The 22,696-nt window shown below is 43.9% G+C and carries 23 protein-coding genes; 12 read left to right on the top strand and 11 right to left on the bottom strand.

All coding sequences use genetic code 11. The features are described from left to right. The first annotated feature begins 312 nt into the window (after nt 1–312). Complete coding sequence (locus MICAI_RS18790) at nt 313–912, top strand: DUF1517 domain-containing protein (RefSeq protein ID WP_008205926.1); 600 nt, start codon at nt 313–315, stop codon at nt 910–912. Continuing rightward, a complete protein-coding gene (locus tag MICAI_RS18785) occupies nt 869–1,795 on the top strand; it encodes a hypothetical protein (RefSeq protein ID WP_008205923.1) in 927 nt (308 codons plus the stop codon). Before MICAI_RS18790 ends, MICAI_RS18785 begins: the two co-directional genes overlap by 44 nt. A 70-nt stretch (nt 1,796–1,865) precedes the next feature. On the opposite strand, the gene MICAI_RS18780 is transcribed toward MICAI_RS18785, so the two are convergent. The 3 genes from MICAI_RS18780 to MICAI_RS18770 all read right to left on the bottom strand — a co-directional run bounded on the left by MICAI_RS18780 (nt 1,866) and on the right by MICAI_RS18770 (nt 5,399). Beyond that, nucleotides 1,866–2,378, bottom strand: coding sequence for a phycobiliprotein lyase (locus MICAI_RS18780; protein WP_008205922.1), 513 nt, complete (start codon nt 2,376–2,378; stop codon nt 1,866–1,868). Nucleotides 2,379–2,439: 61 nt separating this feature from the next. Continuing rightward, the gene (locus MICAI_RS18775) at nt 2,440–3,108 is read right to left on the bottom strand and encodes a HEAT repeat domain-containing protein (protein WP_008205920.1); all 669 of its coding nucleotides are present in this window, start codon (nt 3,106–3,108) and stop codon (nt 2,440–2,442) included. Nucleotides 3,109–4,286: 1,178 nt separating this feature from the next. Beyond that, nucleotides 4,287–5,399 (bottom strand): DegT/DnrJ/EryC1/StrS family aminotransferase, encoded by a 1,113-nt coding sequence (locus MICAI_RS18770; RefSeq protein WP_008205915.1) that lies wholly within the window; start codon nt 5,397–5,399, stop codon nt 4,287–4,289. A gap of 126 nt (nt 5,400–5,525) precedes the next feature. Between MICAI_RS18770 and fetB the strand changes: the two genes are divergently transcribed. Next, nucleotides 5,526–6,302, top strand: coding sequence for an ABC transporter permease (gene fetB / locus MICAI_RS18765; protein WP_008205913.1), 777 nt, complete (start codon nt 5,526–5,528; stop codon nt 6,300–6,302). Between the two features lie 95 nt (nt 6,303–6,397). On the opposite strand, the gene MICAI_RS18760 is transcribed toward fetB, so the two are convergent. Beyond that, on the bottom strand, nt 6,398–7,414 hold the full coding sequence (locus tag MICAI_RS18760; RefSeq protein ID WP_039900510.1) for a type I glyceraldehyde-3-phosphate dehydrogenase: 1,017 nt from the start codon (nt 7,412–7,414) through the stop codon (nt 6,398–6,400). Nucleotides 7,415–7,816: 402 nt separating this feature from the next. Here MICAI_RS18760 and murC point away from each other — a divergent pair, with 402 nt between their 5' ends. Together murC and murB are read left to right on the top strand one after the other, a co-directional pair. Next, complete coding sequence (gene murC / locus MICAI_RS18755; RefSeq protein ID WP_008205910.1) at nt 7,817–9,244, top strand: UDP-N-acetylmuramate--L-alanine ligase; 1,428 nt, start codon at nt 7,817–7,819, stop codon at nt 9,242–9,244. A 244-nt stretch (nt 9,245–9,488) separates the two neighbouring features. After that, nucleotides 9,489–10,367 (top strand): UDP-N-acetylmuramate dehydrogenase, encoded by an 879-nt coding sequence (gene murB / locus MICAI_RS18750; RefSeq protein WP_008205908.1) that lies wholly within the window; start codon nt 9,489–9,491, stop codon nt 10,365–10,367. A 198-nt stretch (nt 10,368–10,565) separates the two neighbouring features. Here murB and MICAI_RS18745 read toward each other — a convergent pair whose 3' ends face one another. The 6 genes from MICAI_RS18745 to MICAI_RS18720 form a co-directional block, all read right to left on the bottom strand. Then, nucleotides 10,566–10,859 carry a HigA family addiction module antitoxin gene (locus tag MICAI_RS18745; protein WP_232306235.1) on the bottom strand — a complete coding sequence of 98 codons (294 nt, stop codon included), beginning with the start codon at nt 10,857–10,859 and terminating at the stop codon, nt 10,566–10,568. Between the two features lie 5 nt (nt 10,860–10,864). Then, nucleotides 10,865–10,993, bottom strand: a complete 129-nt coding sequence (locus MICAI_RS27355; protein WP_081504695.1) for a type II toxin-antitoxin system RelE/ParE family toxin — start codon at nt 10,991–10,993, stop codon at nt 10,865–10,867. Nucleotides 10,994–11,378: 385 nt separating this feature from the next. Then, entirely contained in the window at nt 11,379–11,771 is a 393-nt protein-coding gene (locus tag MICAI_RS18740; RefSeq protein WP_002791850.1) for a hypothetical protein, read from the bottom strand. Then, on the bottom strand, nt 11,768–12,145 hold the full coding sequence (locus MICAI_RS18735; RefSeq protein WP_002778608.1) for a DUF433 domain-containing protein: 378 nt from the start codon (nt 12,143–12,145) through the stop codon (nt 11,768–11,770). The genes MICAI_RS18740 and MICAI_RS18735 overlap by 4 nt, the downstream gene beginning before the upstream one ends. Before the next feature lie 800 nt (nt 12,146–12,945). Continuing rightward, nucleotides 12,946–13,617 (bottom strand): hypothetical protein, encoded by a 672-nt coding sequence (locus MICAI_RS18725; RefSeq protein WP_039900509.1) that lies wholly within the window; start codon nt 13,615–13,617, stop codon nt 12,946–12,948. Nucleotides 13,618–14,047: 430 nt separating this feature from the next. Continuing rightward, entirely contained in the window at nt 14,048–14,287 is a 240-nt protein-coding gene (locus MICAI_RS18720; RefSeq protein WP_232306234.1) for a DUF433 domain-containing protein, read from the bottom strand. Between the two features lie 204 nt (nt 14,288–14,491). Here MICAI_RS18720 and MICAI_RS18715 point away from each other — a divergent pair, with 204 nt between their 5' ends. The 6 genes from MICAI_RS18715 (at nt 14,492) to MICAI_RS18690 (ending at nt 20,638) form a co-directional block, all read left to right on the top strand. Continuing rightward, nucleotides 14,492–16,225 (top strand): peptide ABC transporter substrate-binding protein, encoded by a 1,734-nt coding sequence (locus MICAI_RS18715; RefSeq protein WP_008205896.1) that lies wholly within the window; start codon nt 14,492–14,494, stop codon nt 16,223–16,225. Further along, nucleotides 16,226–17,182 (top strand): ABC transporter permease, encoded by a 957-nt coding sequence (locus MICAI_RS18710; protein ID WP_008205894.1) that lies wholly within the window; start codon nt 16,226–16,228, stop codon nt 17,180–17,182. A gap of 2 nt (nt 17,183–17,184) precedes the next feature. Next, the gene (locus MICAI_RS18705; protein ID WP_008205892.1) at nt 17,185–17,547 is read left to right on the top strand and encodes a VOC family protein; all 363 of its coding nucleotides are present in this window, start codon (nt 17,185–17,187) and stop codon (nt 17,545–17,547) included. Nucleotides 17,548–17,565: 18 nt separating this feature from the next. Then, nucleotides 17,566–18,294: a cytochrome c biogenesis protein CcdA gene (locus MICAI_RS18700; RefSeq protein ID WP_008205890.1), complete on the top strand. Its 729-nt coding sequence runs from the start codon at nt 17,566–17,568 to the stop codon at nt 18,292–18,294. Nucleotides 18,295–18,344: 50 nt separating this feature from the next. After that, a complete protein-coding gene (locus tag MICAI_RS18695; RefSeq protein ID WP_008205887.1) occupies nt 18,345–19,688 on the top strand; it encodes a cytochrome c biogenesis protein in 1,344 nt (447 codons plus the stop codon). A gap of 104 nt (nt 19,689–19,792) precedes the next feature. Next, the gene (locus tag MICAI_RS18690; RefSeq protein ID WP_008205885.1) at nt 19,793–20,638 is read left to right on the top strand and encodes a DNA-formamidopyrimidine glycosylase; all 846 of its coding nucleotides are present in this window, start codon (nt 19,793–19,795) and stop codon (nt 20,636–20,638) included. Between the two features lie 55 nt (nt 20,639–20,693). Here MICAI_RS18690 and MICAI_RS18685 read toward each other — a convergent pair whose 3' ends face one another. Beyond that, nucleotides 20,694–21,524 (bottom strand): tetratricopeptide repeat protein, encoded by an 831-nt coding sequence (locus MICAI_RS18685; protein ID WP_008205883.1) that lies wholly within the window; start codon nt 21,522–21,524, stop codon nt 20,694–20,696. 273 nt (nt 21,525–21,797) lie between these two features. Here MICAI_RS18685 and MICAI_RS18680 point away from each other — a divergent pair, with 273 nt between their 5' ends. After that, nucleotides 21,798–22,670, top strand: coding sequence for a hypothetical protein (locus tag MICAI_RS18680; protein WP_008205881.1), 873 nt, complete (start codon nt 21,798–21,800; stop codon nt 22,668–22,670). Nucleotides 22,671–22,696: the final 26 nt, after the last annotated feature.

Raw genomic sequence — 22,696 nt, 5'->3', positions numbered from 1 at the left:
CTCACACCAATAGGATTCTAAGTCATTATAGACTGTTAACAGGACATCAAGGCATAGAAGCCTAGAAAATGGCAAAATAAATAAAAGCTGAGGGCTTTTCTGGCTGTTTACTTTGATTACTGGATAGATTAAACCTCTTGCCTGATTAATTTTTGCCAGTTTAAAAACGTCCTATCAGTGATCAGTCTTTTTAGCTATCAGCTTTTATTTATCTCATTGAATTGGTCCCTATCACCTTGATCTAGCTGATGGCTCCAAGACTACTGACTCCTAACCTTAACGACAATTTTTGATTTTTACCAGAGGTCTATTATGGGTTCTTTAGGCGATCGCTTCAAGAAATTTGCGGGTAGAACTCGCTATGTGGTCTGTCGCTTATTTTTGCATCTCTACGGCCAAGAAGTCGCACCCCTGATCGGTATTCTTAATCGTGCCGGCCGGGAGGCGATCGATTCCGAAGGCGATTTAGAGGTCATGGGAGAGGGTTTAGTAGAAATTTGTCAAAATCTGCTGCAGATGAACCTCTATTGGTTTTCTGTGGCTAATGAGGGCGATGTTTTTTGGAGTGAGGGGGAAGCGGGAGACTACGTTAACGAACTGTTTACCGATTCTGCGGGGAGATACCTAAGTGAATCGGTGTCTTCACAGCTGGGAGAAAAGGAACCCTTAACTTTACCCGTCACCGATAACTTAGTTGTTATGATCACAATAGCATTCGAGGGTGAGAGTGCTGCTTTAGAAACTAGCCTAGCCGATCGAGAGGCCCTGGAAGATGGTTTAAAATCAATAATTAACCTCCACTACCAAGGTCGGCTGCGTGCGATTCAGGTACATTTTTCTCCTGCTCAATTGGGAGATGAATTGACCAATGAGCAACTATTACTCAATTTCCCCGAATTACTGCCTTTATAGTCTTAATTTTGCCATTATGCTGCGCCAAGTAACGACAATCCTTTTAATTCTTACCCTTTGTTGCACAACGGTGGCCTGTGGTTCGTCGTCAAATCAAACTCAGTCACCGTCAGCTAATAACAGTAGTGTAAGACAAGAATCCAATCAGGTTAGTAGCGGTCGCTACGAGGTGCAACAAGCTACCTACGATGACGGAGATGGCACTTATACCTTAATGCTGTTAAACACCCCCGGGGGGACTTCTCCCCTCTTCCGCACCACTAACCTGCAAATGGCTAGATTAAGCGATGAAGCTATCGCTAAAGGGGAAAAAACCGCACTGGAAATCAACGGCGATCAGGCTACCCTGTACATGACCGAAGATTTTAAAATTGAGTATGTCCACAATGTCACGGAAGTGCGGAACAATCCCCAAACCGGACAACAAGAAACCGTGGTGATTCGGCAAGAATCGAGTTTTTGGAGTCCTTTTCTCGGTGCTGTTGCCGGTCAAGCTTTGGGTAGTTTGCTCTTTCGTCCTCAATACTACGTTCCTCCCCTTTATACTCCGGGGGGTGTGATGACCGGTTTTGGTGGTTACGGTTCCACCTATAATCAGGCAGTGGATCAATACCGGACTAAACATAATAGTCCACCTCCGGCGGTCAAAAACCGGCAAACTCTCCGTTCTACCGGCAATTTACGTCGTTATCCTAGCAATACTCCCTCTAGTCCCAATCGCAGCACCACCACAAAACCCAGTGGTTCCGGTTATGGTTCGAGTACCCTGAAGAATTCGGGTAAATCTGATAATGTCAAACGTTCTCCTAGTTTCGGTTCCTCTGGTTCCCGTCGTACCCCTAGTCGCAGTGGTTTTGGCAGCAGCAGACGCGGCCGACGTTAGGAGGATTTGACTGGAGTGGTGGAAGATTAATCCTGTCTTCCCCACCTCAGACATTGGGGATGGCAGCTACTTAAGAAGCAACCATTTTGCGAATTTCCGAGTAGAAAACCGTCTGGCGATCGCCATTGGCCGACTGGATAATACTGGTACGCAATCTCAGATTAGGACTAGCAAACCAGATTCTTTCCTCGATACGATGGTGATTATGCTCGATGGTTAAAGTTAAAGCTTGATCGCTTCTGAGATGATATTCTCCCAGCGCTGCCGATTTAGCGTCCGATGTGATCAATTTTCCTTGCCAAGGATTCTCTGAGGGCAGCCAAACTAAATAGCTAGAACCGATTTTTTTCGGTTGTCCATAGTCCACGGAATTATCCCAAGTCGCTTTCCATCCCCCTAGACTGGCCTGGGACTGACAGTTATTTTCTAAACATAATTGCACCACATCGGCAGCATCGGCAGTCAGTAAATCGATGGTGATTTCTGCTTTATTATTGGCAACTTTTTGGGCGGCTAATTGATAACTGGTACGCTGGGAAAACCATTTACCCGCACAGAGATTAATAAATTCTTGAATGTCCATGAATGGCTGTAGGCAAAGATTGATCGCTCTGGAAGACTAGATTATTTATTCTATCCTATCCCTAGACGTTGGCCAATTTTTGCAAGGATAAACGGGACGCTTCGCGCACTTGCGGATGTTCGTCTTTAACCAAAAATTTTAAGGCCGCGATCGTTTTTTCCGCCGGAAGGTGGCCTAAAGCTTCCGCTAATCGCTGCCGGATTAACCAGTCATCGGAGTTAACAAAGGTTAAAAGCTTTTCGACGGTTTCCACTGCTTTGATTTCACCAAGGGCAGCAATAGCGGCCTGTTGAATAACCGCTTCGTTACTGTCTAACGCCGATAATAACACCTGTTTAGCCCGAATATCGCCCAAATTGCCCAAAGCGACGGCGGCACTAAAGCGGACTAACCATTGCGTGTCTTCGTAAAAAGCCCGTTGTAGGGGTTCAAAAGCGCGAATATCTTCTAAATAACCTAAAGCTCCCGCAGCATCGGCGCGAATGCCATAATCGGCATCATTGGCTAACAAATCCACTAGGATAGGAAAGCATTCCTCGGTTTGTTTGACTCCCAAAGCAAAGACAGCCATCGATCGCACCGGCAGCATTTGATCATAAAGGACTTTTTTGATCAAGGGTACAGCCTCCTCTGGGGCCACTTCTCGCAGGGATGCCAAGGCCAGCAGACGATCTTTGGAGTTGCTGCTTTCTAACTGGAGGGCAATGGCTTCTATATCAGGCTTACTCATTTTTGTCAATCACTTGTAATATTTCTTTAATTCTAACGCAATTCTTGGCAATTCAGAAACGAGAGCGGGGAAAGTAATTATCTTGCTAAGGCGATTTTATGTCTTCCGCGTAACATCTGAGCAATTTTTTTTAGCTAAAGTTACCCAAAAGTCCCAATTAAAAATTAAAAGTATTGACAATTTTACCCATTAAAAATCTTCAAGATCCAAGTTTTACATCGGTCTTTTATGTGACTTAAGATAATTGTTGGCTAACCAGAGAATTTTAAGCCAAGATTATCGATAAACTGGCTAATTTAGGTAATTAAAATCCTTGAGAAGCTTGTTTTATTGATCCATGTAGTTTTGGGAGGAAACTGTCGGCTGAATTTTTCAAAAAATGAATATTTATGATTAAGCCTAAAGATAGATGGCTCTTCGGTAATTGTTATGCAAATAATTAACTTAAAATAAAATTCGATGAGAGTACCTACGCTCAAAAATAGCTGAAACCCATACAGGGAAAGATTCAAGGCACAAACAGGTTAATGCCAAAAGATAGACAATTGAGTTAAGATTTGATATAATAGCCAAAAACCAGAGTATTTTACTTATGATACTTGACAAATTTTTGAACCTACAAGGAACCTGTATTCAAGGCTATCGACTTCTCCAAAGTCTGACTACAGAAGTTTAATCCCCCTAAATCCCCCTTTTTAAGGGGGACTTAAATTCGATGTGTAGTTTTCATTTAGAGAAATGGTATAAGTCAGCAGTCTTAGGGGACTGGAACAGCTAATTTCTGTGTGTTACAGTGTTTCTCCTAAAGATGAAGTGTAATCTAATTTGGTATCGAAGACCGACTCCCGAAAACGAAAACTTCGTACCTGCTCATTAAGATAACTGCTCGGCTATCTTATTCTTTGTGTGATCTCGCGTAGCGAGCGCGTTGCGACCAGTTTAACTTATATAGTAGTGATCGATCTCTGTGTCCTTTGTGTCTCTGTGGTTCCCCTTCCACTCACTTGCCCGCAAAACTGTATCTTAGAATACATTTTACCCACCAAATCGGGGAGAGCCACTGCTCTAGCTAATATCCTTAACAATAGGGTTAATTTAGCTAAACCTCCTGTAAAAGTAAGTTTTCGAGGCGCTATCTGGTCAAAATATCGAAAACCTTTATAATTCCTACTGATAACTTAGGAACTATGCAAACAATCTTTCAGCGCGTAGGCTACCTGTTGTTGTTCCTCGAAGCTTAAATCGGGGAACATAGGTAAAGATAACACTTTTTCGCTGGCCAATTCAGCCATGGGTAAATCACCTTTTTTATAGCCTAAATACTGATAAACCGGCTGTAAATGTAGGGGAATCGGATAATAAACCATAGATAGGACATCTTTTTCCTGCAAAGCTGCCCGAATTTGGTCACGATTTTCCGTTAGGATTGTGTACTGATTCCAAACGTGCTTACCCCCGGCTAAAGCGGCGGGTAAAGTGATATTAGGCAAAGGTTGCAGTAATTCCCGATAACGTTGGGCAATCTCGATCCGTTGATTATTCCAAAAATCGAGATATTTCAGCTTAATTTGCAAAATAACCGCTTGAATGGCATCTAAGCGGCTATTCACCCCGATTACCTCATGGAGATAACGCACCTTGCTGCCGTGTTCTTTAATCATGCGAATTTGTGCCGCTAACTCGGGGTTATTGGTGGTAATTGCGCCACCATCGCCACAACCGCCTAAATTTTTGGTGGGAAAGAAGCTAAAACAGCCAATATCGCCGATACTCCCCACTTTCTGCCCATGCCATTCTGCTCCCGTTGCTTGAGCGCAATCCTCAATCACCAATAAATTATGGGAACGAGCGAAATTTACCACCTCAGACATATTGACAGATTGCCCAAAAAGGTGTACTGGGATAATCGCTTTAGTCTGGGGAGTAAGCGCTTTTTCCAACAGTGCCACATCGAGGTTAAAAGTATTAATATCGATATCGACAAAAACCGGCACTGCCCCGACTAAATTAATCGCTTCGGCGGTGGCAATAAACGAAAAAGTAGAAGTGATGACTTCATCCCCCGCTTGAATACCGAGGGCGCGCAGTGCCAGATAAAGGGCATCGGTTCCCGAATTACAGGCGACACAATCGCTAACACCATGATAGAGGGCAAATTGTCGTTCTAATTCGCTCACAGCTTCACCGCCAATGTAGCGCCCAGAACGGAGGATTTCTAAAACGGCATGGTTAGCTTCTTCGCTGATGACTTGGTATTGACGGGATAAATCGACGGGGGGAATTGTACTCACGCGCTTTCACTCAAATTAGAGACTAATCGGGATTTGTTGGCGAAAAGAAGGAATAATTAGTCAAAAATAATTATAAACTTGCTATTTATAGATGAAGTACCCTTGTAATTTGTTTCTTTTATTTTTATGGATGGATTAGTAGAACTAAATCTGGTGGATTTGGGTTGGGCTTTGGGGATGATGGGCATTTGTTTACTCCTCTCCCGTTGGTCAAATTTAGCCCTAGAGGGACAATTATTATTAGCGACCGGTCGCTCGATCCTGCAATTATTAGTGGTAGGCTACGTTATCGCCGTTATTTTTTCCCTCGATAATCCTCTAGCAGTGCTGGGGATTTTGGCAGTGATGATGACTATCGCGACTATTGTTGCTAAAAATCGCATCGATAGCCGAGATAAAGGCTTATTACCCCTAGTTTTCGGCTCTTTATTGATTAGTAGCTGTCTAACTTTAGGTTATGCGATCGCTTTAATTATTCAACCAGAACAATGGTACTCACCCCAATACTTAATTCCCTTGACGGGGATGGTGTTAGGGCAAGCGATGAATAGTGCCTCTTTAGCCGGGGAAAGATTAAGCAGTGCGATTAAAAGTCACCGTTTAGAAATCGAAACCCATCTTTGTTTGGGGGCAACCCCTCAACAAGCGATCGCATCCTATCAAAAAGCGGCGATTCGAGCTAGTTTAATCCCCACCCTCAATCAGATGATGGTAGTGGGTTTAGTCAGTTTACCCGGAATGTTCACCGGACAGGTATTGGCAGGAAGTGAACCTTTAAACGCCGCTTCCTACCAGATACTGATCCTGTTTATGATTGCCCTAGCTAACCTAATCACCGCACAATTGGTGACAGAGGGAATCTATCGGCGCTTTTTCGGTGAGAATTTATCACTTATCAGTTGAAAGGAATCGGGGGGCGGGGGTTAGGGTTTTAGGGTGTTGGGGTGTTAGTTGAATTCCCCCATTCCACCATTTCCCTATCCCCTAACGGCCAAAAATTAGGCCTTCCACTTGCTGGCAACGACTTCAGCGAGATCAACCACCCGTTGGGAGTAACCCCATTCGTTATCGTACCAAGCGATAACTTTTACCATATCGCCACCCATCACCATGGTGAGACTAGCATCAACGATCGAGGAGGCATCAACACCGCGATAATCAGAGGAAACGAGAGGTAAATCATTATATTCGAGAATTCCTTTCAAAGAATTTTCCGAAGCTTCTTTGAGGACTTCGTTTACCTGTTCCGCGATCGTGCTTTTTTCCACTTGCGCCACTAAATCCACCACAGAAACGTTAGGAGTGGGTACCCGCAGAGCGATACCGTTAAGTTTCCCTTTCATTTCCGGGATAACTAAGGCTACAGCCTTGGCGGCGCCGGTGGAGGTGGGAACGATGTTAACGGCGGCGGCGCGAGCGCGACGCAGATCCCGGTGACTAGCATCCAGAATCCGTTGATCACCAGTGTAACTGTGGGTGGTGGTCATCGTCCCTTTGATGATGCCGAAGTTTTCGTGAATCACTTTAACGACAGGAGCCAGACAGTTGGTGGTACAACTGGCATTACTGATGACGTTGTATTTATCGTGTTCGTATTCGTCAGCGTTGACACCAACCACATAGGTTCCCACACCCGAACCTTTACCCGGTGCGGTAATGAGGACTTTTTTAGCTCCTGCGACAATATGCTTAGAAGCGCCCTCTTCATCGACGAAAACACCGGTAGCCTCGATAATCAGATCTACACCCCATTCTGCCCAGGGCAGATTGAGGGGATTGCGATCGGAATAACATTTAATAGTTTTACCGTTAACAATTAAAGAATTATCATCGGCATCGATATTAGCGTTAAGTTTGCCTAACATCGAGTCATATTTGAGCAGGTGAGCGTTACTCCGGGGATCGGATGTATCATTGATCCCCACTACCTCCAAGCCACTATTAGTCCTTCCTAACCAACATCTTAGGAAATTACGTCCAATCCGTCCGAAACCATTGATCGCTACTCTAATCACTGCTGCTTGCCCTCTACGTTTTAGTGCAATACATAAAAAAATAATTAATGTTCCCAATCATACCTTAAAGGTTGAACTTTGCGATCCCGATCGAAAATAATTTATTAGCTCACCATTGAGGAGACTCCGAGACAGGAGACTCCGAGACAGGAGACTATTTTTATTTATTCTCCCCACTCCCCACTCCCCACTCCCCACACCTCACACCCCACTTCCCACTCCCCACTCCTCGCAGCCTAGAAAAAAGGAATTGGGAGAAAAAATTTTAATTCTGCGTCAAGGATGTTGCAGGGGGACCGGGCAACATTTGGGAATTCTGGTCAAATGCCCCTATCATGAAGTTGACTTTACTACCGATCGAGTTTAAAACTTATATAATCGTGGGTCTGAGGAGTGAAAACAGTGAAAAAAGTTAAGTTTAACGGCCAACCTTTCCATTTTATCGGTATTGGCGGTATTGGGATGTCAGCCCTCGCTTATATCCTAGCCAAGCGCAATTTACCCGTGTCTGGCTCTGATTTACGTCCTACTCATATTACCCAACGGCTACAGGGAGCGGGAGCGCAGATTTTCCACCGTCAAGAGGCCAATAATTTAGCTGTATTTCATTCTCCGGTCCCTCAAAACAGTAGCCAAACAGTTCCGCAAGTAATCTGCTCCACGGCGATTAATGACCATAATAAGGAATATCAAGCGGCCAGAGACTTAGGATACCCAATTTTTCACCGTAGCGACGTTTTAGCGGCTTTAATCGCTGATTATGACAGTATCGCCGTTGCTGGAACCCACGGCAAAACCACCACTAGCAGCCTAATCGGTTACGTTTTGTTAGAAGCGGGATTAGACCCCACGATCATTGTCGGTGGTGAGGTGGACGCGTGGGAAGGTAACGCTCGTCTCGGTCAAGGTCGTTTTTTAGTGGCAGAGGCCGATGAGTCCGATGGTTCCCTGACCAAACACGCCCCGAAAATCGGCGTAATCACTAATATTGAGCTAGATCACCCGGATCATTACCATAATTTAAGCGAAGTTATCGATACTTTCCATGAATTCGCCCATCAGTGCCAGATTTTAGTCGCTTGTTTAGATTGTGACACGATCGCCGAGCATTTCCGTCCGACAATCAGTTATAGTCTCGATCCCGAAAAAGGTGCCGATTACACCGTCAGCGAGATTATCTATGAACAGGGAATGATGAAAGCTTCCGTCTGGGAAAAAGGCGGTTATCTGGGACAAATGGAAGTGAAAATCCCGGGGCAACATAATATTAGTAATGCTTTGGCAGTGGTTGCTATCGGACGTTATCTCGGTTTAGAATTTGCCGTTATTGCCGATGCGATCGCTACTTTTGCTGGGGCAAAACGCCGTTTTGAACACAAGGGAGAGGCAAACGGCATTACTTTTATCGATGATTATGCCCATCATCCTAGCGAATTGTTGGCCACGTTAGCGGCGGCAAAATTGAAGGTAGAAGGCAAACAGTACCAACGTTCGATCGCTATTTTCCAACCCCATCGCTACAGTCGCACCACTGCCTTTTTAGAGGAATTCGGCTCCGCTTTCAGTTCCGCCGATGTGGTAGTCTTAACGGATATTTATAGTGCTGGGGAAGTGAATATCAATCACGTCACCGGGCAGCAAGTGGTCGAACAGGTGAGAAAACACCATAAAAACGCCTACTATCACCCTGAATTGAGTTCTTTAGGTCAATTCCTGCTAGAAATTCTCCAACCAGGGGATCTGGCTCTGTTCCTCGGCGCTGGCAATCTCAATCAAGTTATCCCCGAAATGCTCTCTCTTTACCGTGAACAATTAGCAGTTAGAGTATAGGATTCAGTTATCAGTTATCAGTTATCAGTTATCAGTTATCAGATTTGAGTTTTTAAGTGAGCAGTATTAAATAAGTAGGGAGGCACAATTATTTGTAGGATGGGTTAGCGGCAGCGTAACCCCTGCGGGTGTTGAGTTTCATGCTTCAACCCAACCTACTTTCTGCTCCTTTGCTCCCCATCTCCCCAACCCCCAATTTATAATTCATAATTTATAATTTATAATTTCCAATCCCTAAAACCCTATGATTAAATCCTCTGTTTCTCTAGCTGAGTTCACTTCCTACCGGGTGGGGGGAAGAGCGCAATGGTATGCCGAACCAGTTAATCTAGAGGAATTAAGAGAAGTGTTCGCTTGGTGGCGAGCGCAAGATTTACCTTTGAATGTTTTGGGGGCTGGTTCAAATTTACTGATCAGCGATCGAGGTTTACCCGGACTTGTCCTCAATACTCGCCATCTGCGATCGAGTTGTTTTGATGCCGAAACTGCTACGATTACAGCAGCGGCGGGGGAACCCCTGCCAAAAATAGCTTGGAGAGCGGCAAAACGGGGCTGGAGGGGCCTAGAATGGGCGGTGGGTATCCCCGGGACGGTGGGGGGGGCTGTGGTGATGAATGCGGGCGCACATACCTCCTGTGTGGCGGATCGATTAGTGCGGGCGCTGGTATTAAATCCCGATGGTCAGTTAGAAACTTTAAGCAAAGAAGATTTAAATTATAGTTATCGCAGTTCTTCTCTGCAAGGGAATCAACGTTTAGTTATCGAAGCTACATTTCAGTTAGAAGCTACCGATAATTGTGAGGAAATAATGGCAATTACTACCCATAATTTACGCCATCGCAAAAGTACCCAACCCTATGATCGTCCCAGTTGTGGTAGTGTTTTCCGCAATCCTAAACCGCAATTTGCCGGGGCTTTAATTGAGGGAATGGGATTAAAAGGTTATCAAATTGGTGGGGCGCAAGTATCAGAATTACACGCTAATTTTATCCTGAATATTGGTTCAGCAAAAGCCTCGGATATTCTGCGTTTAATTCGTCATGTGCAGGAACAAGTGTTCGATCGCTGGTCTCTCTGGTTAGAACCAGAAGTGAAAGTTTTAGGGGAATTTGACGGGATTTAACTATTTTTCTCGATAACGGTTGAACTCAGCCGCGATGGGCTGGAGTGCGACAGCAGATATTTTTATAATCCTCTAGCATGGTGCGTTCCCCAAAAATCTATTGGTGGAGCAGTAGGAGCCACATTAGGGAACGCACCCTACAAGATTGCTATTTTTAATATATCTCGTGGGGGGTGCGTTACATTTAATTAACGCACCCTACGCGATCGCTGATCGCACTGATAGCCGTTTGACTTTGATATTGCCAATTGTCTGCTCTGCTTGCCATAGCTCGTATTGCATTTGCTGATTGAGCCAACTTTCAGGAGATGTATCGAAAGCTTTCCCTAAGCGAATTGCCATTTCGGGGCTAATACCTGCCCTACCATTTAAGATGGCAGATAGGGTTTTTCGACTTACACCCAATGCTTCAGCAGCCTCAGTCACAGTCAGATTCAAAGGTTCGAGACAAAGTTCTTTAAGAACTTCACCAGGATGTGGTGGATTATGCATTTTCATCAGTGGTAGTCCTCAAGATCGACATCACAAGCACCAACACCGTCAAAGGTGAAAGTGATCCGCCAGTTTCCAGATACTCTCACCGTCCAGGTTCCTTTACGTTGCCCTGCCAGTTCATGAAGTACCAATCTGGGTAAGCAATTATTGTAGGTTGGGTTGACGCAAGGAAACCCAACAAAGAGTAACCTTTGGGGTGGTTGGGTTTCGCTTTTTCAAGCGAATTAAGCTATTTTCGCCTCAGTATTGTTTCGCTCAACCCAACCTACGAGGCTATTTTTAATATATCTCGTGGGTGGTGCGTTACGACTACTGGACTATTGATTATACGGAAACTTTCCGTATATCACGCCCAAAAGCGTGTTAGCCAGATTAGCCTACTGCTAGTGGAGCGGTAGGAGCCACATTAGGGAACGCACCCTACAAGATCGGCGATCACACTGATTAGCTTTCGTCGGTCGGAGTGCATTGGGGTTGTTATGCTGTGTCACCAACAGATATGATGCGCCAATCACCTTATGGAATAAACAACCGACCAGCCCCCATATAGTCTTGGATATCGATCACAATTTCTACAAGCCTTTCAACGCAGCGTTCTCGATAGTCAGATTCATTGACCCTATCCGGATCGCCAATCGTAATGATCGGAAATGAAGTCGGTTGATTTTCTTCACGCATTACTTGTTCCAACGAGTCTTCACCCTTCGCATTCCGGTTTGCCGTAAGTAAGAGCATCCCGTTGGTTTGGGCAAATCTCCAAACTACTCGATCATTGCTGTCTGCGGGTAAGCCAACGTCTTCAAATGTCCTCAACCGAATTAGAGCGAGATCTAATAACCCGCTAACAACAAGACTTCCAGAGATCAGAATTGCCTGCCGATTCAAGTTGTAATCAGCCAGAACAATCATTGCTTCTTCGCTTCCCGCTTTGCTCTCCGTTCCTGAAGTTTAGCTCTAACCGCTTCATAGCCTGGACGAGGAGGAGTAGCAGCGATCCGAGCAAAACGTTCGCGATTCCTCTCTTCCCAAAATTGTTTAGTTTCTGCGGCAGTCTTTAAAACCTCCTGATATTCCGCTTCCACTTCTGTTCGATGTGTTTCAATGTAGGAAAGGGCAGCATGAATCTGAGCATCTGTAAGATTGAAGGCATCACGAATAAACTTGGGTGGATACTGAGCTTTGAGATAATCGATTACGTCATACAGAGTAATACGAGTATCCGCAATTGTAAGCCCTCGCTCTGTGCGGATTATAGCTGTTTGTCCATTCGATGCCAGTGCCATAGCAGTCTTAGCTTTTAATCATTTAATTCCATAGTAGCGCACAAAAAAAGCAAGGGGAACCAACGCCCCCCAACGACTGATTCACAAAATCCTTAATCCTCAACCCAGACCTTCAAAATGTATTTCAGCCTCGTTCCTGCATCTAGCCAGTAGTGAACTCCAACATCTGGCAGTTCAGTATCATTTGTGTGAGCGTCACCCCGTCCTATGCCATCATCAAAGGGAGTAATACGGTGTTTGGAAACTTCTTTGTGGAATTCTACCCGTGTTATTCTTGCTCCGGTGCAAGGAAATTTATCGTCTCCTCGCTTGCCAAGCATACCAGATTCGTAAGTTCTCGAAACATCAACTGCTAGTCATTCAGCCATAATAAACCTCCTTTTTTGCTGTAACTTTTCCGTATATCACGCCCAAAAGCGTGTTATCCAGATTAGCCTACTGCTAGTGGAGCGGTAGGAGCCACATTAGGGAACGCACCCTACGGCTAACTGTGAGTATGAGGCACACGGGATGTGAAGCCGCCTAACGGCTTAATTGAGCAGCAAGAGATTCCGTTCAACTAAGCGTAAACTACTCTAATATTGTCCGCTCCAATGATGTGTTATGCCCCGATCGCTTATCAATTATTTATCTTTGCGATCGCCGACAATCTCTCGGAACTCATCAACGAAACCGATAACTTTTGCTTGCTTAAACTTGTCTAAAAATAGATAACTTTAACGGGCGTATCGTTTCAGCATAACGTTCGAGTTCAGGGGCGCTGCGCAGCTTTATCGCGCAGCGGACCCTGGAACGAAGTGTTATGTTTCAAGTTTATCGAAGGCACTGATTAACCAATCGATCTTCTGATCTTTTCTATATGGACTGGGATAGCGGTACCAAGGGTAGTCCAACTGTAGCCCCTGCACCCCAGGGATTTCGGATAAGAATGCAATAGCAGCATTTCGAAGTACTTCAGTAGAACCCCATGCTGCAACTATGCGAGAACTTCCCGCACAATCACGTTGAAGCCCGCCGAGCCGCTTGGGATGGATAATGCTATGGGGACTGGAGGGGTCACGCTTCTGAGCATCCTCAAAATCCACTGAAAAGCTGCCGCTGTTTCCGTTTCTGAGATCTGATAGGTTGAGAACCCTGACGTGCTTCCACCTCTTTAGCAACATCAGGCGCATCAGTTGGTACTGCGCGTTATCTGGCCTGGCTGGAATCAGTTCCCTCGACCATCCGCCATCAAGTACATCGCTCACTGAGTAGCATTTTGGAATGTAACTTATATCGAGTGGCCTAGAAGAACCCGGATTCATCATTATCACTACCGCGTCCGGCACCCCTGTGGCTTCAGAATCTCCGGCATTGGCGATAATTTCCAAAACGCTTCGGCACGGAAACACTTTTCCGGCGATTTCTACGTCATAGAAATCCCCTCGCACCGAGAAGGAGCGCTTCAATTCATCTGCGTAAACAAATTCCACTTAGGCTAGCGCTCCGAATGAAACATAACGGCTTAATTGAGCAGCAAGAGATTCCGTTCAACTAAGCGTAAACTACTCTAATATTGTCCGCTCCAATGATGTGTTATGCGCCGATCGCTTATCAATTATTTATCTTTGCGATTGATATGATGTAGCCTGTGTTAGCGTTAGCGTAACGCACGGATTTTGAACATTAGATAAGGTGCGTTACATTTCATTAACGCACCCTACAAGATCGGCGATCGCACTAAATCCCTTGAGTAACGCACAGAAAACGGGTTTCTCCAAGAAACCCGTTTTCTACTCATGCAAAAGCAATTTTGTAGGGTGCGTTAGGCGGTGATAACCTTGGAATGAAAAACCAAAATTAGTAATCCGCCGTAACGCACCAGTTAAGTATTATCAAAGTTCTCATCAACCAGAAGCTTAATCATGCTTGCCGCGCTGCTTTACGCGCAAGAAAGCGATCCCGCAATCCCTGGGGGTCAAATCTCTCTTGATTGATTACCCGAATCTCCTGTGCTTGCTGTTGTCGCTGTTGCAAGTAGGATTCTACTTCCGATTGGTGCTTGAGGTAAAAAGCGATCGTGGCGTAAACGTCAGCTAGATTTAGTGATGGGTAACGATTAACGATTTCCTCTGCTGTCGCACCCTGATGAAATAAGGTCATAAGCATTTTCGTCGCCGTGCCTAGAATTTTCTTGTCTAGTACAGCATCGCTACCATAGCATGATCGATTTAACTTGACTAGGAATGGATAAAGGCAAATAATCAATTAATCGATCGAGATCAAGACTCAATGTCTGATAACTTGTTATTGGTGGGTTAGGGAATCACCTAAGTCACCCTGTTGAATTATTGATTGTCATTAAAAATGTTTAAGCGATCGCTTTTCTTGCCCCTGTTAATTTTATCCCTTAGTTGTACGCTGGTTTTTAGTGCTTGTCGTCAACAAACAGCTAATAATCCTCCGGCAACGACCAATAATAATCCAGAAACTTTAAAACTTTTGTATTGGCAAGCACCGACGATTTTAAATCCCCATCTCTCCACGGGATTTAAAGACTCAGAAGCGAGTCGTATTACCCTAGAACCTTTGGCTAGTTTCGATGAAAAAGGGGAATTAGTTCCTTTTTTAGCGGCAGAAATTCCTACTATTGAAAATGGGGGAGTTGCCCGGGATGGTAAATCGGTGACATGGAAGCTAAAAAAAGATATTAAATGGTCAGATGGTACTCCTTTTACTGCCAAAGATGTCATCGCTACCTATAATTTTATTACCAATCCGAAAACTGGTTCTACTAGCGCCGGCAATTATGAAATAGTTAAAAGTGTGGAAGCGATCGATCCCCATACAGTTAAAATAACTTTTAAGCAAGTTAATCCCGCGTGGTCATTAGTTTTTGTGGGAACAGAAGGGATGATTTTACCCGCTCATCTCTATGAAAAGTATAGCAATGAAACGGCACGCCAGGCCCCTGCTAATTTATTACCGGTGGGAACTGGCCCCTATAAAGTGGTAGAATTTAAACCGGGAGATACGGCAGTTTATGAACCAAATTCTTTCTTTAGAGAAGCGGATAAATTAGGTTTTCAAAGAATAGAATTAAAAGGAGGAGGTGATGCCACTTCGGCGGCACGAGCGGTTTTACAGACACAGGAGGCGGATTATGCCTATAATTTGCAAGTGGAGGCTAAGGTTTTAAGTGATTTAGAAAAAGCGGGTCGGGGTCAGTTAATATCTAGTTTCGGTTCTTTGATTGAACGAGTTTTATTTAATTTGAGCGATCCTAATCAAGTTACTCCCGAAGGTGAGAGGTCTAGTATTAAGTTTCCCCATCCTTTTTTGAGTGATGTAAAAGTAAGAGAAGCTTTATCTTTAGCCGTTGATAGAGATACTATTGCCACGCAGCTTTATGGTATTACTGGGAAAACAACTCCTAATTTTATTGTGATGCCATCGGAATATAATTCTCCCAATACTCGCTATGAATTTAATCTAGAAAAGGCTAATAAATTACTAGATGATGCGGGATGGAAAGATAGTAATAGTGATGGCACTAGGGATAAAAATGGGGTAGAAATGAAATTAGTTTTTCAAACCACTGTCAATCCTCTCCGTCAGAAAACCCAAGAAATTATCAAACAAAGTTTACAAGCGATCGGGATAGGAGTAGAATTAAAAACTGTTGATGCCAGTATTTTCTTTTCTAGCGATCCTGCTAACGATGACACGGTAGAAAAGTTTTATGCTGACCTACAAATGTACACTACAGGTAATAATAGTCCCGATCCAAAAGCCTATTTTAAAACCTTTACCTGTAGCGAAATTCCCCAAAAAGCTGATGGTTGGGCCGGGGATAATTATGCTCGTTATTGTAATCCTGAATACGATAAATTATGGCAAGCTTTTAGTCAAGAATTAAAACCAGAAAAACGGAGAGAAATAGCAATTAAAATGAATGATATGTTAATCAATAATTTTGTGATTATTCCCCTAGTTCATCGTGCCGATGTGGTGGCAATTAGCAATAGTTTGTCGGGGTTTAAATTAACTCCCTGGGATAGAAATACTTGGAACATAAAGGACTGGAAGCGTAGTAAATAAATGCTCAAATATTTTCTGAAAAGATTATTATTTTCGATTCCCACTCTTTTAGCTATTAGTATGGTGGTTTTTGGCATTTTGGCCCTAGCGCCGGGGGATCCGATGGGGGAATTTGCAGCTAATCCCGCTATCACCGAAGCGGTGCGAGAAAATATTCGCAAAAGTCTCGGATTAGATCAACCCCTTCCCGTGCGTTATGTCAAGTGGTTGTTAGCATTTCTTCAAGGAGATATGGGCTATTCTTTCACCAGTCGCAGCCCGGTTTTTACCCTCATTTGGCAGCGTTTACCCATAACTCTCTGGATTGTCGGTATTGCCTATATTTTCGGGGTTTTAATTGCTTTTCCTTTGGGCGTAATTTCAGCAGTCAAGCGCTATTCTTGGTTAGACAAAATCATCTCTACTTTTTCGCTACTTGGCTTTTCTTTACCCACCTTTGTAACAGGATTATTATTAATAATTATCTTTAGTGTGCAGTTAAACTGGCTACCATCTTTTTATAACAGTACCCTAGAAATCAGTGATTTTAATAGTTTGATCGAGCAGGTTAAACAGTCAATTATGCCCGTAACTGTATTAAGCTTATATCAAGGGGCGATGTTGATGCGTTTTGTGCGTTCTTCCGTAACTGAAGAAATTCACCAAGAGTACGTTAAAACTGCCTTAGCGAAGGGATTAACTAATTTTTCTGTCCTCACTAAGCACATAGTTCGCAATGCTTTAATTCCCGTTGTCACCCTGATTGCTCTCGATATTCCCTCAATTTTTACCGGTGCTTTAGTCACAGAACAAGTGTTTCGTGTGCCGGGTATCGGTGCTTTATTAATCGATTCTATTTCCCGCAGTGATACCCCCGTAGTGATGGCGATTACCTTTATCTATGGGATTTTAATTGTTATCTTTAACTTAATTGCCGATTTAACCTATAGTTGGCTCGATCCGCGAGTCAGATATTAACTATGAACATCACAAAATCCTTACACACGGGGATTTTAGTCACGGAGCTAGAAAAAGCCGTTAACTTTTACGAAAATGTTCTAGGATTAACTAGAATTGATCGCCCTTTTCAATACGATGGGGTTTGGTATCAAGTGGGAGATTATCAAATTCATTTAATTGTCGATACCAATTATCAAAACTACCGTCCCAATCCCCAAAAATGGGGACGCAATCCTCATATTGCCTTCGCTATTGATGACGTGACAGCCATGGCTAACTATCTAGAAAGTCAAGGTTATACAATTCAAATGAGTGCCTCAGGTAGAAAGGCATTATTTGTCAGTGATCCGGATGGTAATATCCTAGAAATGAGCCAAATTTAGCCTGAAAAATTCCCCAATATGTTAGACCAATTACAGACTCAACTCTATCACCTTGAACAATACGCCGATCGCTTAGTGACTTCCCAACTAACTCACCTTAGTTTTGTCAGTATTGCTGTGATTTTTCTAGCCGGTTTACTCACCAGTCTTACCCCCTGTATGCTGTCGATGTTGCCGATTACCGTCGCTTATATCGGGGGTTACGAAAATCAAGGTCGTTTAGCGGCTTTTTGGCAGTCCACATGGTTTTCCCTGGGATTAGCTACCACCTTAGCGGGATTGGGACTAATTGCCGCTACTCTAGGAAAAGTCTATGGACAGGTGGGGATCGGTTTACCAATTATCGTCAGTGCGATCGCTATTTTGATGGGGTTAAACCTCTTGGAATTATTACCCCTGCGCTTCCCCTCCCTTGGTGCTACCGATTGGATTACCGGGGATTTTCCTCCGATTTTGCGGTCCTATCTTCTCGGTTTAACATTTGGTTTAATCGCCTCTCCTTGTAGTACACCAGTCCTAGCAAGTTTATTGGCATGGGTGGCAAATACGGGGGATTTAAGCTTAGGAGGGGGATTATTGTTATCCTACACCGGCGGCTATGTTTTACCCCTAATTATCGTCGGTTCTTTTACTGCCTCGCTGAAAAGCTTTCTTTCCCTGCGTCAATGGTCCGGGTGGATTAATCCTGTCAGTGGGGTTTTATTAATCGGTTTTGGAGTTTTTTCTTTATTATCCCGTCTGCTGTGATGGTGGAGAGTTATGATAGATAATTGGCTAGAATTGCAAAACTTTTAACTATGACTATATCGGAAACTTCCTCAAATTTAAAGAATACACCGGCCCGATGGGGACGTAAATTTATCCAGACTATTGCCGATCTGCGATTGGCAATTATCCTCTTACTTTTAATCGCTATTTTTAGCATTTCTGGGACGGTAATCGAACAGGGTCAATCTCTATCTTTCTACCAAGTTAATTATCCTGAGAAACCCGCTTTATTTGGCTTTCTGACTTGGAAAGTTTTATTACTATTGGGATTAAATCATGTTTATAGCACTTGGTGGTATCTATCATTATTAATTCTCTTTGGTTCCAGTTTAACCGCTTGCACCTTCCGACGACAATTACCCGCTTTAAAGGCGGCAAGAAACTGGCAATTTTATCAACAATCTCGCCAATTTCAAAAACTAGCTTTAAGTGCTGAATTAGAAACTGGTTCCCTAGAATCCCTCACCCCTCTATTAGAAAAAAAAGGCTACAAAGTTTTTCTAGAAAATAACAGTCTTTATGCTCGTAAAGGTCTGATCGGTAAAATCGGTCCGATTATCGTTCATGCAGCCATGTTAATTATTTTAGCAGGGTCGATCTGGGGAGCGTTAACGGGGTTTTTCGCTCAAGAAATGGTAGCTAGTGGCGATAGTTTTCAGGTTAAAAATATTATTGAAGCTGGACCCTTATCTAAAAATTCTCTCCCTAAAGATTGGGGGATTAAAGTTAATCGTTTTTGGATTGATTATAGTCCTAAAGGTGATATAGAACAATTCTATTCTGATTTGTCGGTGATCGATAATCAAGGAGAGGAGATCGATCGCAAAACTATTCAAGTTAACCAACCTTTGCACCATAAAGGGGTGACTTTTTATCAAACCAGTTGGGGAATTGCTGGGGTAAAAGTACAGGTGAATAATAGTCCGATTCTACAGCTACCGATGGCTAGTTTAGACACCAAAGGTAATGGACAAATCTGGGGAACTTGGATTCCGACTAAAACCGATCTTAGTGAGGGAGTTTCTCTTTTAACCAGAGATTTACAAGGTACGGTAATCGTCTATGATGCTAAGGGAGATTTAACCTCTGCGGTACGAGAAGGAATGACGATTCCTATCAATGGAGTTAATCTAAAAATAGTCGAATTAGTGGGCAGTACAGGGTTACAAATTAAGGCAGATCCGGGAGTACCTATCGTCTATTTAGGTTTTGCTTTATTGATGATGGGAGTGGTAATGAGTTACTTTTCCCATTCGCAAATTTGGGCTTTACAATCGGGCGATCGCTTTTATATTGCTGGTAAAACTAATCGCGCTCAAGTCAGTTTTGAACGGGAAATAATTGATACTATCGAAATGTTAAAGTTAAAGTAGAATTGACGTTAATTTGGTGTCGTTTCCCGATGAAAAGTTCTGTTTATCTATCTTTTGCCTTTTGCCTACCCTAACCAAGAACTTAATTTTGTTCAATCACTTATATGCCAGAATTGCCAGAAGTAGAAACGGTGCGTCGCGGATTAAATCAAGTTACCCAAGGCAAAAAAATTATCGGTGGGGAAGTATTATTACAGCGTACCCTAGCCTATCCTAATTGTGAGGCAACTTTTCTGCAAGGAATTACTCAGACCACGATTACCAATTGGCAGCGCCGAGGCAAATATCTCCTCGCCAATTTAGATAATGGTAGCAGTATCGGGGTTCATCTGCGTATGACCGGACAATTGCTCTGGGTAAAAGATACCACTCCCCTGCCGATTCATACGCGCTTACGCTTCTTTTTTGCCAATCAGCAAGAATTGCGTTTTGTCGATACCCGCACTTTCGGGAAAATTTGGTGGATTGCCGCCGATAAAACCCCAGAAAGCGTGATTACTGGTCTCAAAAAACTGGGACTGGAACCCTTTGATCGCAATTTTACCCCCGATTACCTCTATAGTCACTGTCAAAAAAGTCGTCGTCCGATTAAAACTTTTCTCCTCGATCAAAATGTGGTGGCAGGAATTGGCAATATCTACGCGGATGAAGTTCTTTTTAAAAGTGGCATCCATCCCCAAACTGCCGCCAATCTTTTGAAAATTGAGCAAATAGACTTATTGACAAAAAACATTATTTCTGTATTGGAAACGGCGATCGCTGAAGGCGGCACCAGTTTTAGCGATTTTCTCCACGTTACGGGAGTTAATGGCAATTATGGCTCGATGGCCTGGGTTTATGGACGTACTGGCGAAAATTGTCGCCTTTGCGGTGCAACTATTGCCAGAATTAAATTAAGTGGACGATCCTCTCATTTTTGTCCCCAGTGTCAAGTCTCAAGGGAATTATGAATTATGAATTATGAATTATGAATTGGGGAGAAGGGAGAGGAGAGAAAAAAGCTGCTCACTGATTAGGGGCTGTGGCTTCAATTTTGTTATTTTCCTCGGCTAGGGTCTGAATCTCCTGTCTATAGGCAAAAGGAGCGCGACTGAGAGCCTCTTGAAAGAGGGGTTGAGCCTCTTGATTTTTGCCCTGTTCTTTCAGTACGATCGCTGTCGCCAAAATCGGACGGAAATCGTTAACATCCATCTGTTGAGCTTGTTTATAGGCGTTTAAAGCTTCCGGATAATTTTGCTGCTCGAAATAGATTTTGCCTAAAAGTAACTGAACGGAAACGATATCGATGGAACTAGCGGGATTATTGGGATCGGCAGCCGCTTTGAAAGCGCGATCAATCGTCTCTTTAACCAGACTAATCGCCTCGATCGAGCGGTTTTGGCTGAGAAATAAATTAGTTAATCCGGTCAAGGCCCGTAGATCTTGGGGATGGGAGGCTAAAAGGGAGCGATAACTGCCGGTGGCTCCTGCATAGTCCTCTATTTGCTGTTTCGCTTCCGCCAAAAGTAGTAGATAATCGGATTGTTGGGGGTTAAGTTGCGCTAATTTTTCTAAAGGTTCGATCGCTTGCTTTAAATCACCCTGCTGTAAGCGAGTATCTAATAATCCCCGTAAAGCCGTCTGATTATCGGGTTCGCGCTCTAAAACCATCTGATAACCCAGTGCTTGACTGGCTAATTCCTCTTGTTTGACTGCGGACAGATGACTCTGGCCCGAGGAGTGCTGACTTTTGAGAATAGAAGTCAATAGCGGCATGGTCGAGAAAGACAGCAAAGCAAATAACATGAGGACGAGACCGATGGACAGCCAACGACGGTTAGAGAGAGAGGCTTTCATACGCTGGGGTGGGAGAGGACAGACAGGAAAATGTTATGGAAATCTGGAGATTTGATGAAGGGATCGATCGAATTCGCCGCTCTTTATTGAGTACAATGGGCAAACGGTCAAGACTCAAAAGGGTTTTGACCAGGTTGACAGTCAAAAGATCATGGTTCTTAATATATAGATGCCAGTAGAGTCGCCCTAGAGGGTTATTGTAACCTCCCAGATCGCGCTTTTGACTTGCTTGATTACTAATTTACTATGTGTCTCCGCCGCTAGGAGTGTGATATGAATCGTCCTGGGAATCGGTTTACCGAATCACCGAAAACCCCCCCGACCCCTGAAGTGGAAATTCAGGAAGTCCCCCTTGAATCCCCCCATACTGAGGCTGATTTAGCCGTAGAGTCAGCCACCCCCGAAGAAGTCAAACGTCAACAACCGATCCCCCCTCCCAGTCATCTGCGGCAGTACCGGGCGATCGGTCTCGTCTATGGCCATTATCAGCGATCGGAGGAACAATTAACTAAAGGCAATATTTTAACTGCCGATGGTACTCTGATCGATTCTGTGATTCTCGGTCGGGTGATCAGTTTGGTTAAAAATCATCTCGATCTGGAAAAACCCCATCTTTGGGTGGTTTATCCGCGCACCCGTCAGGAAAATGATGCCCTTCATGTTCAGATTGTTGGTGTTTGGGAACCAGAAACCCTGAAAAAGGAGGATGATCCAGAGATAGAACCGCTCCTCGCTTCTACCCCTGGTTATTTTTCGATTCGAGGTGAAGTCATCTTTACCGAACGGGAAAATCAAGCGGTAGTGGTCAAAATCCGACAAATGCCCAAAACTGAAGCGGACAAACCCAAGTTTTTTAAACTAAAATTGCGCGGCACTTTACCTGGTAAACCGGTCAGTCGTTTTTGGGATTTTCAGGTACAGCTTAAAGGAGATGCCTTAACTATTTTGGAAGGTTTAGACCTCGGTTTTGCCAGCAAGAAAAAACCGATGGGTAAGGGAGGTTTTAAAAAGCCTTTTGATAAAAATCGTCGTCCCCCGGTCGATCGATATTCTCAACTGGAAGGGGAAGGAGAAAAACGACCTTTTACCCCCGGACAATCTCCCCTTCCTAGGCCTTCCCGACCGAAACCCGTATCGGAAACCTAATTTTTTTCTAAGGATGGGTTCTGCAC

This window comes from Microcystis sp. T1-4, assembly GCF_000297435.1.
Taxonomy (GTDB): Bacteria; Cyanobacteriota; Cyanobacteriia; order Cyanobacteriales; family Microcystaceae; genus Microcystis.
The sequence above is the reverse complement of the archived record's forward strand: the minus strand, read 5'-3'. Positions and strand labels throughout refer to the sequence as shown.

What these genes read in the sequence shown, in the direction of transcription:
- MICAI_RS18680 (WP_008205881.1), top strand. Translation starts at nt 21,798, where the DNA reads ATGAATCGTCCTGGGAATCGGTTTACCGAATCACCGAAAACCCCCCCG.
- MICAI_RS18720 (WP_232306234.1), bottom strand. Translation starts at nt 14,287, where the DNA reads ATGACCTTATTTCATCAGGGTGCGACAGCAGAGGAAATCGTTAATCGT.
- MICAI_RS18780 (WP_008205922.1), bottom strand. Translation starts at nt 2,378, where the DNA reads ATGGACATTCAAGAATTTATTAATCTCTGTGCGGGTAAATGGTTTTCC.
- MICAI_RS18735 (WP_002778608.1), bottom strand. Translation starts at nt 12,145, where the DNA reads ATGGCACTGGCATCGAATGGACAAACAGCTATAATCCGCACAGAGCGA.
- MICAI_RS18705 (WP_008205892.1), top strand. Translation starts at nt 17,185, where the DNA reads ATGAACATCACAAAATCCTTACACACGGGGATTTTAGTCACGGAGCTA.
- MICAI_RS18745 (WP_232306235.1), bottom strand. Translation starts at nt 10,859, where the DNA reads ATGCATAATCCACCACATCCTGGTGAAGTTCTTAAAGAACTTTGTCTC.
- fetB (WP_008205913.1), top strand. Translation starts at nt 5,526, where the DNA reads ATGGATGGATTAGTAGAACTAAATCTGGTGGATTTGGGTTGGGCTTTG.
- MICAI_RS18695 (WP_008205887.1), top strand. Translation starts at nt 18,345, where the DNA reads ATGACTATATCGGAAACTTCCTCAAATTTAAAGAATACACCGGCCCGA.
- murB (WP_008205908.1), top strand. Translation starts at nt 9,489, where the DNA reads ATGATTAAATCCTCTGTTTCTCTAGCTGAGTTCACTTCCTACCGGGTG.
- MICAI_RS18740 (WP_002791850.1), bottom strand. Translation starts at nt 11,771, where the DNA reads ATGATTGTTCTGGCTGATTACAACTTGAATCGGCAGGCAATTCTGATC.
- MICAI_RS18710 (WP_008205894.1), top strand. Translation starts at nt 16,226, where the DNA reads ATGCTCAAATATTTTCTGAAAAGATTATTATTTTCGATTCCCACTCTT.
- MICAI_RS18690 (WP_008205885.1), top strand. Translation starts at nt 19,793, where the DNA reads ATGCCAGAATTGCCAGAAGTAGAAACGGTGCGTCGCGGATTAAATCAA.
- MICAI_RS18785 (WP_008205923.1), top strand. Translation starts at nt 869, where the DNA reads ATGAGCAACTATTACTCAATTTCCCCGAATTACTGCCTTTATAGTCTT.
- MICAI_RS18715 (WP_008205896.1), top strand. Translation starts at nt 14,492, where the DNA reads ATGTTTAAGCGATCGCTTTTCTTGCCCCTGTTAATTTTATCCCTTAGT.
- MICAI_RS18790 (WP_008205926.1), top strand. Translation starts at nt 313, where the DNA reads ATGGGTTCTTTAGGCGATCGCTTCAAGAAATTTGCGGGTAGAACTCGC.
- MICAI_RS18700 (WP_008205890.1), top strand. Translation starts at nt 17,566, where the DNA reads ATGTTAGACCAATTACAGACTCAACTCTATCACCTTGAACAATACGCC.
- MICAI_RS18775 (WP_008205920.1), bottom strand. Translation starts at nt 3,108, where the DNA reads ATGAGTAAGCCTGATATAGAAGCCATTGCCCTCCAGTTAGAAAGCAGC.
- MICAI_RS18685 (WP_008205883.1), bottom strand. Translation starts at nt 21,524, where the DNA reads ATGAAAGCCTCTCTCTCTAACCGTCGTTGGCTGTCCATCGGTCTCGTC.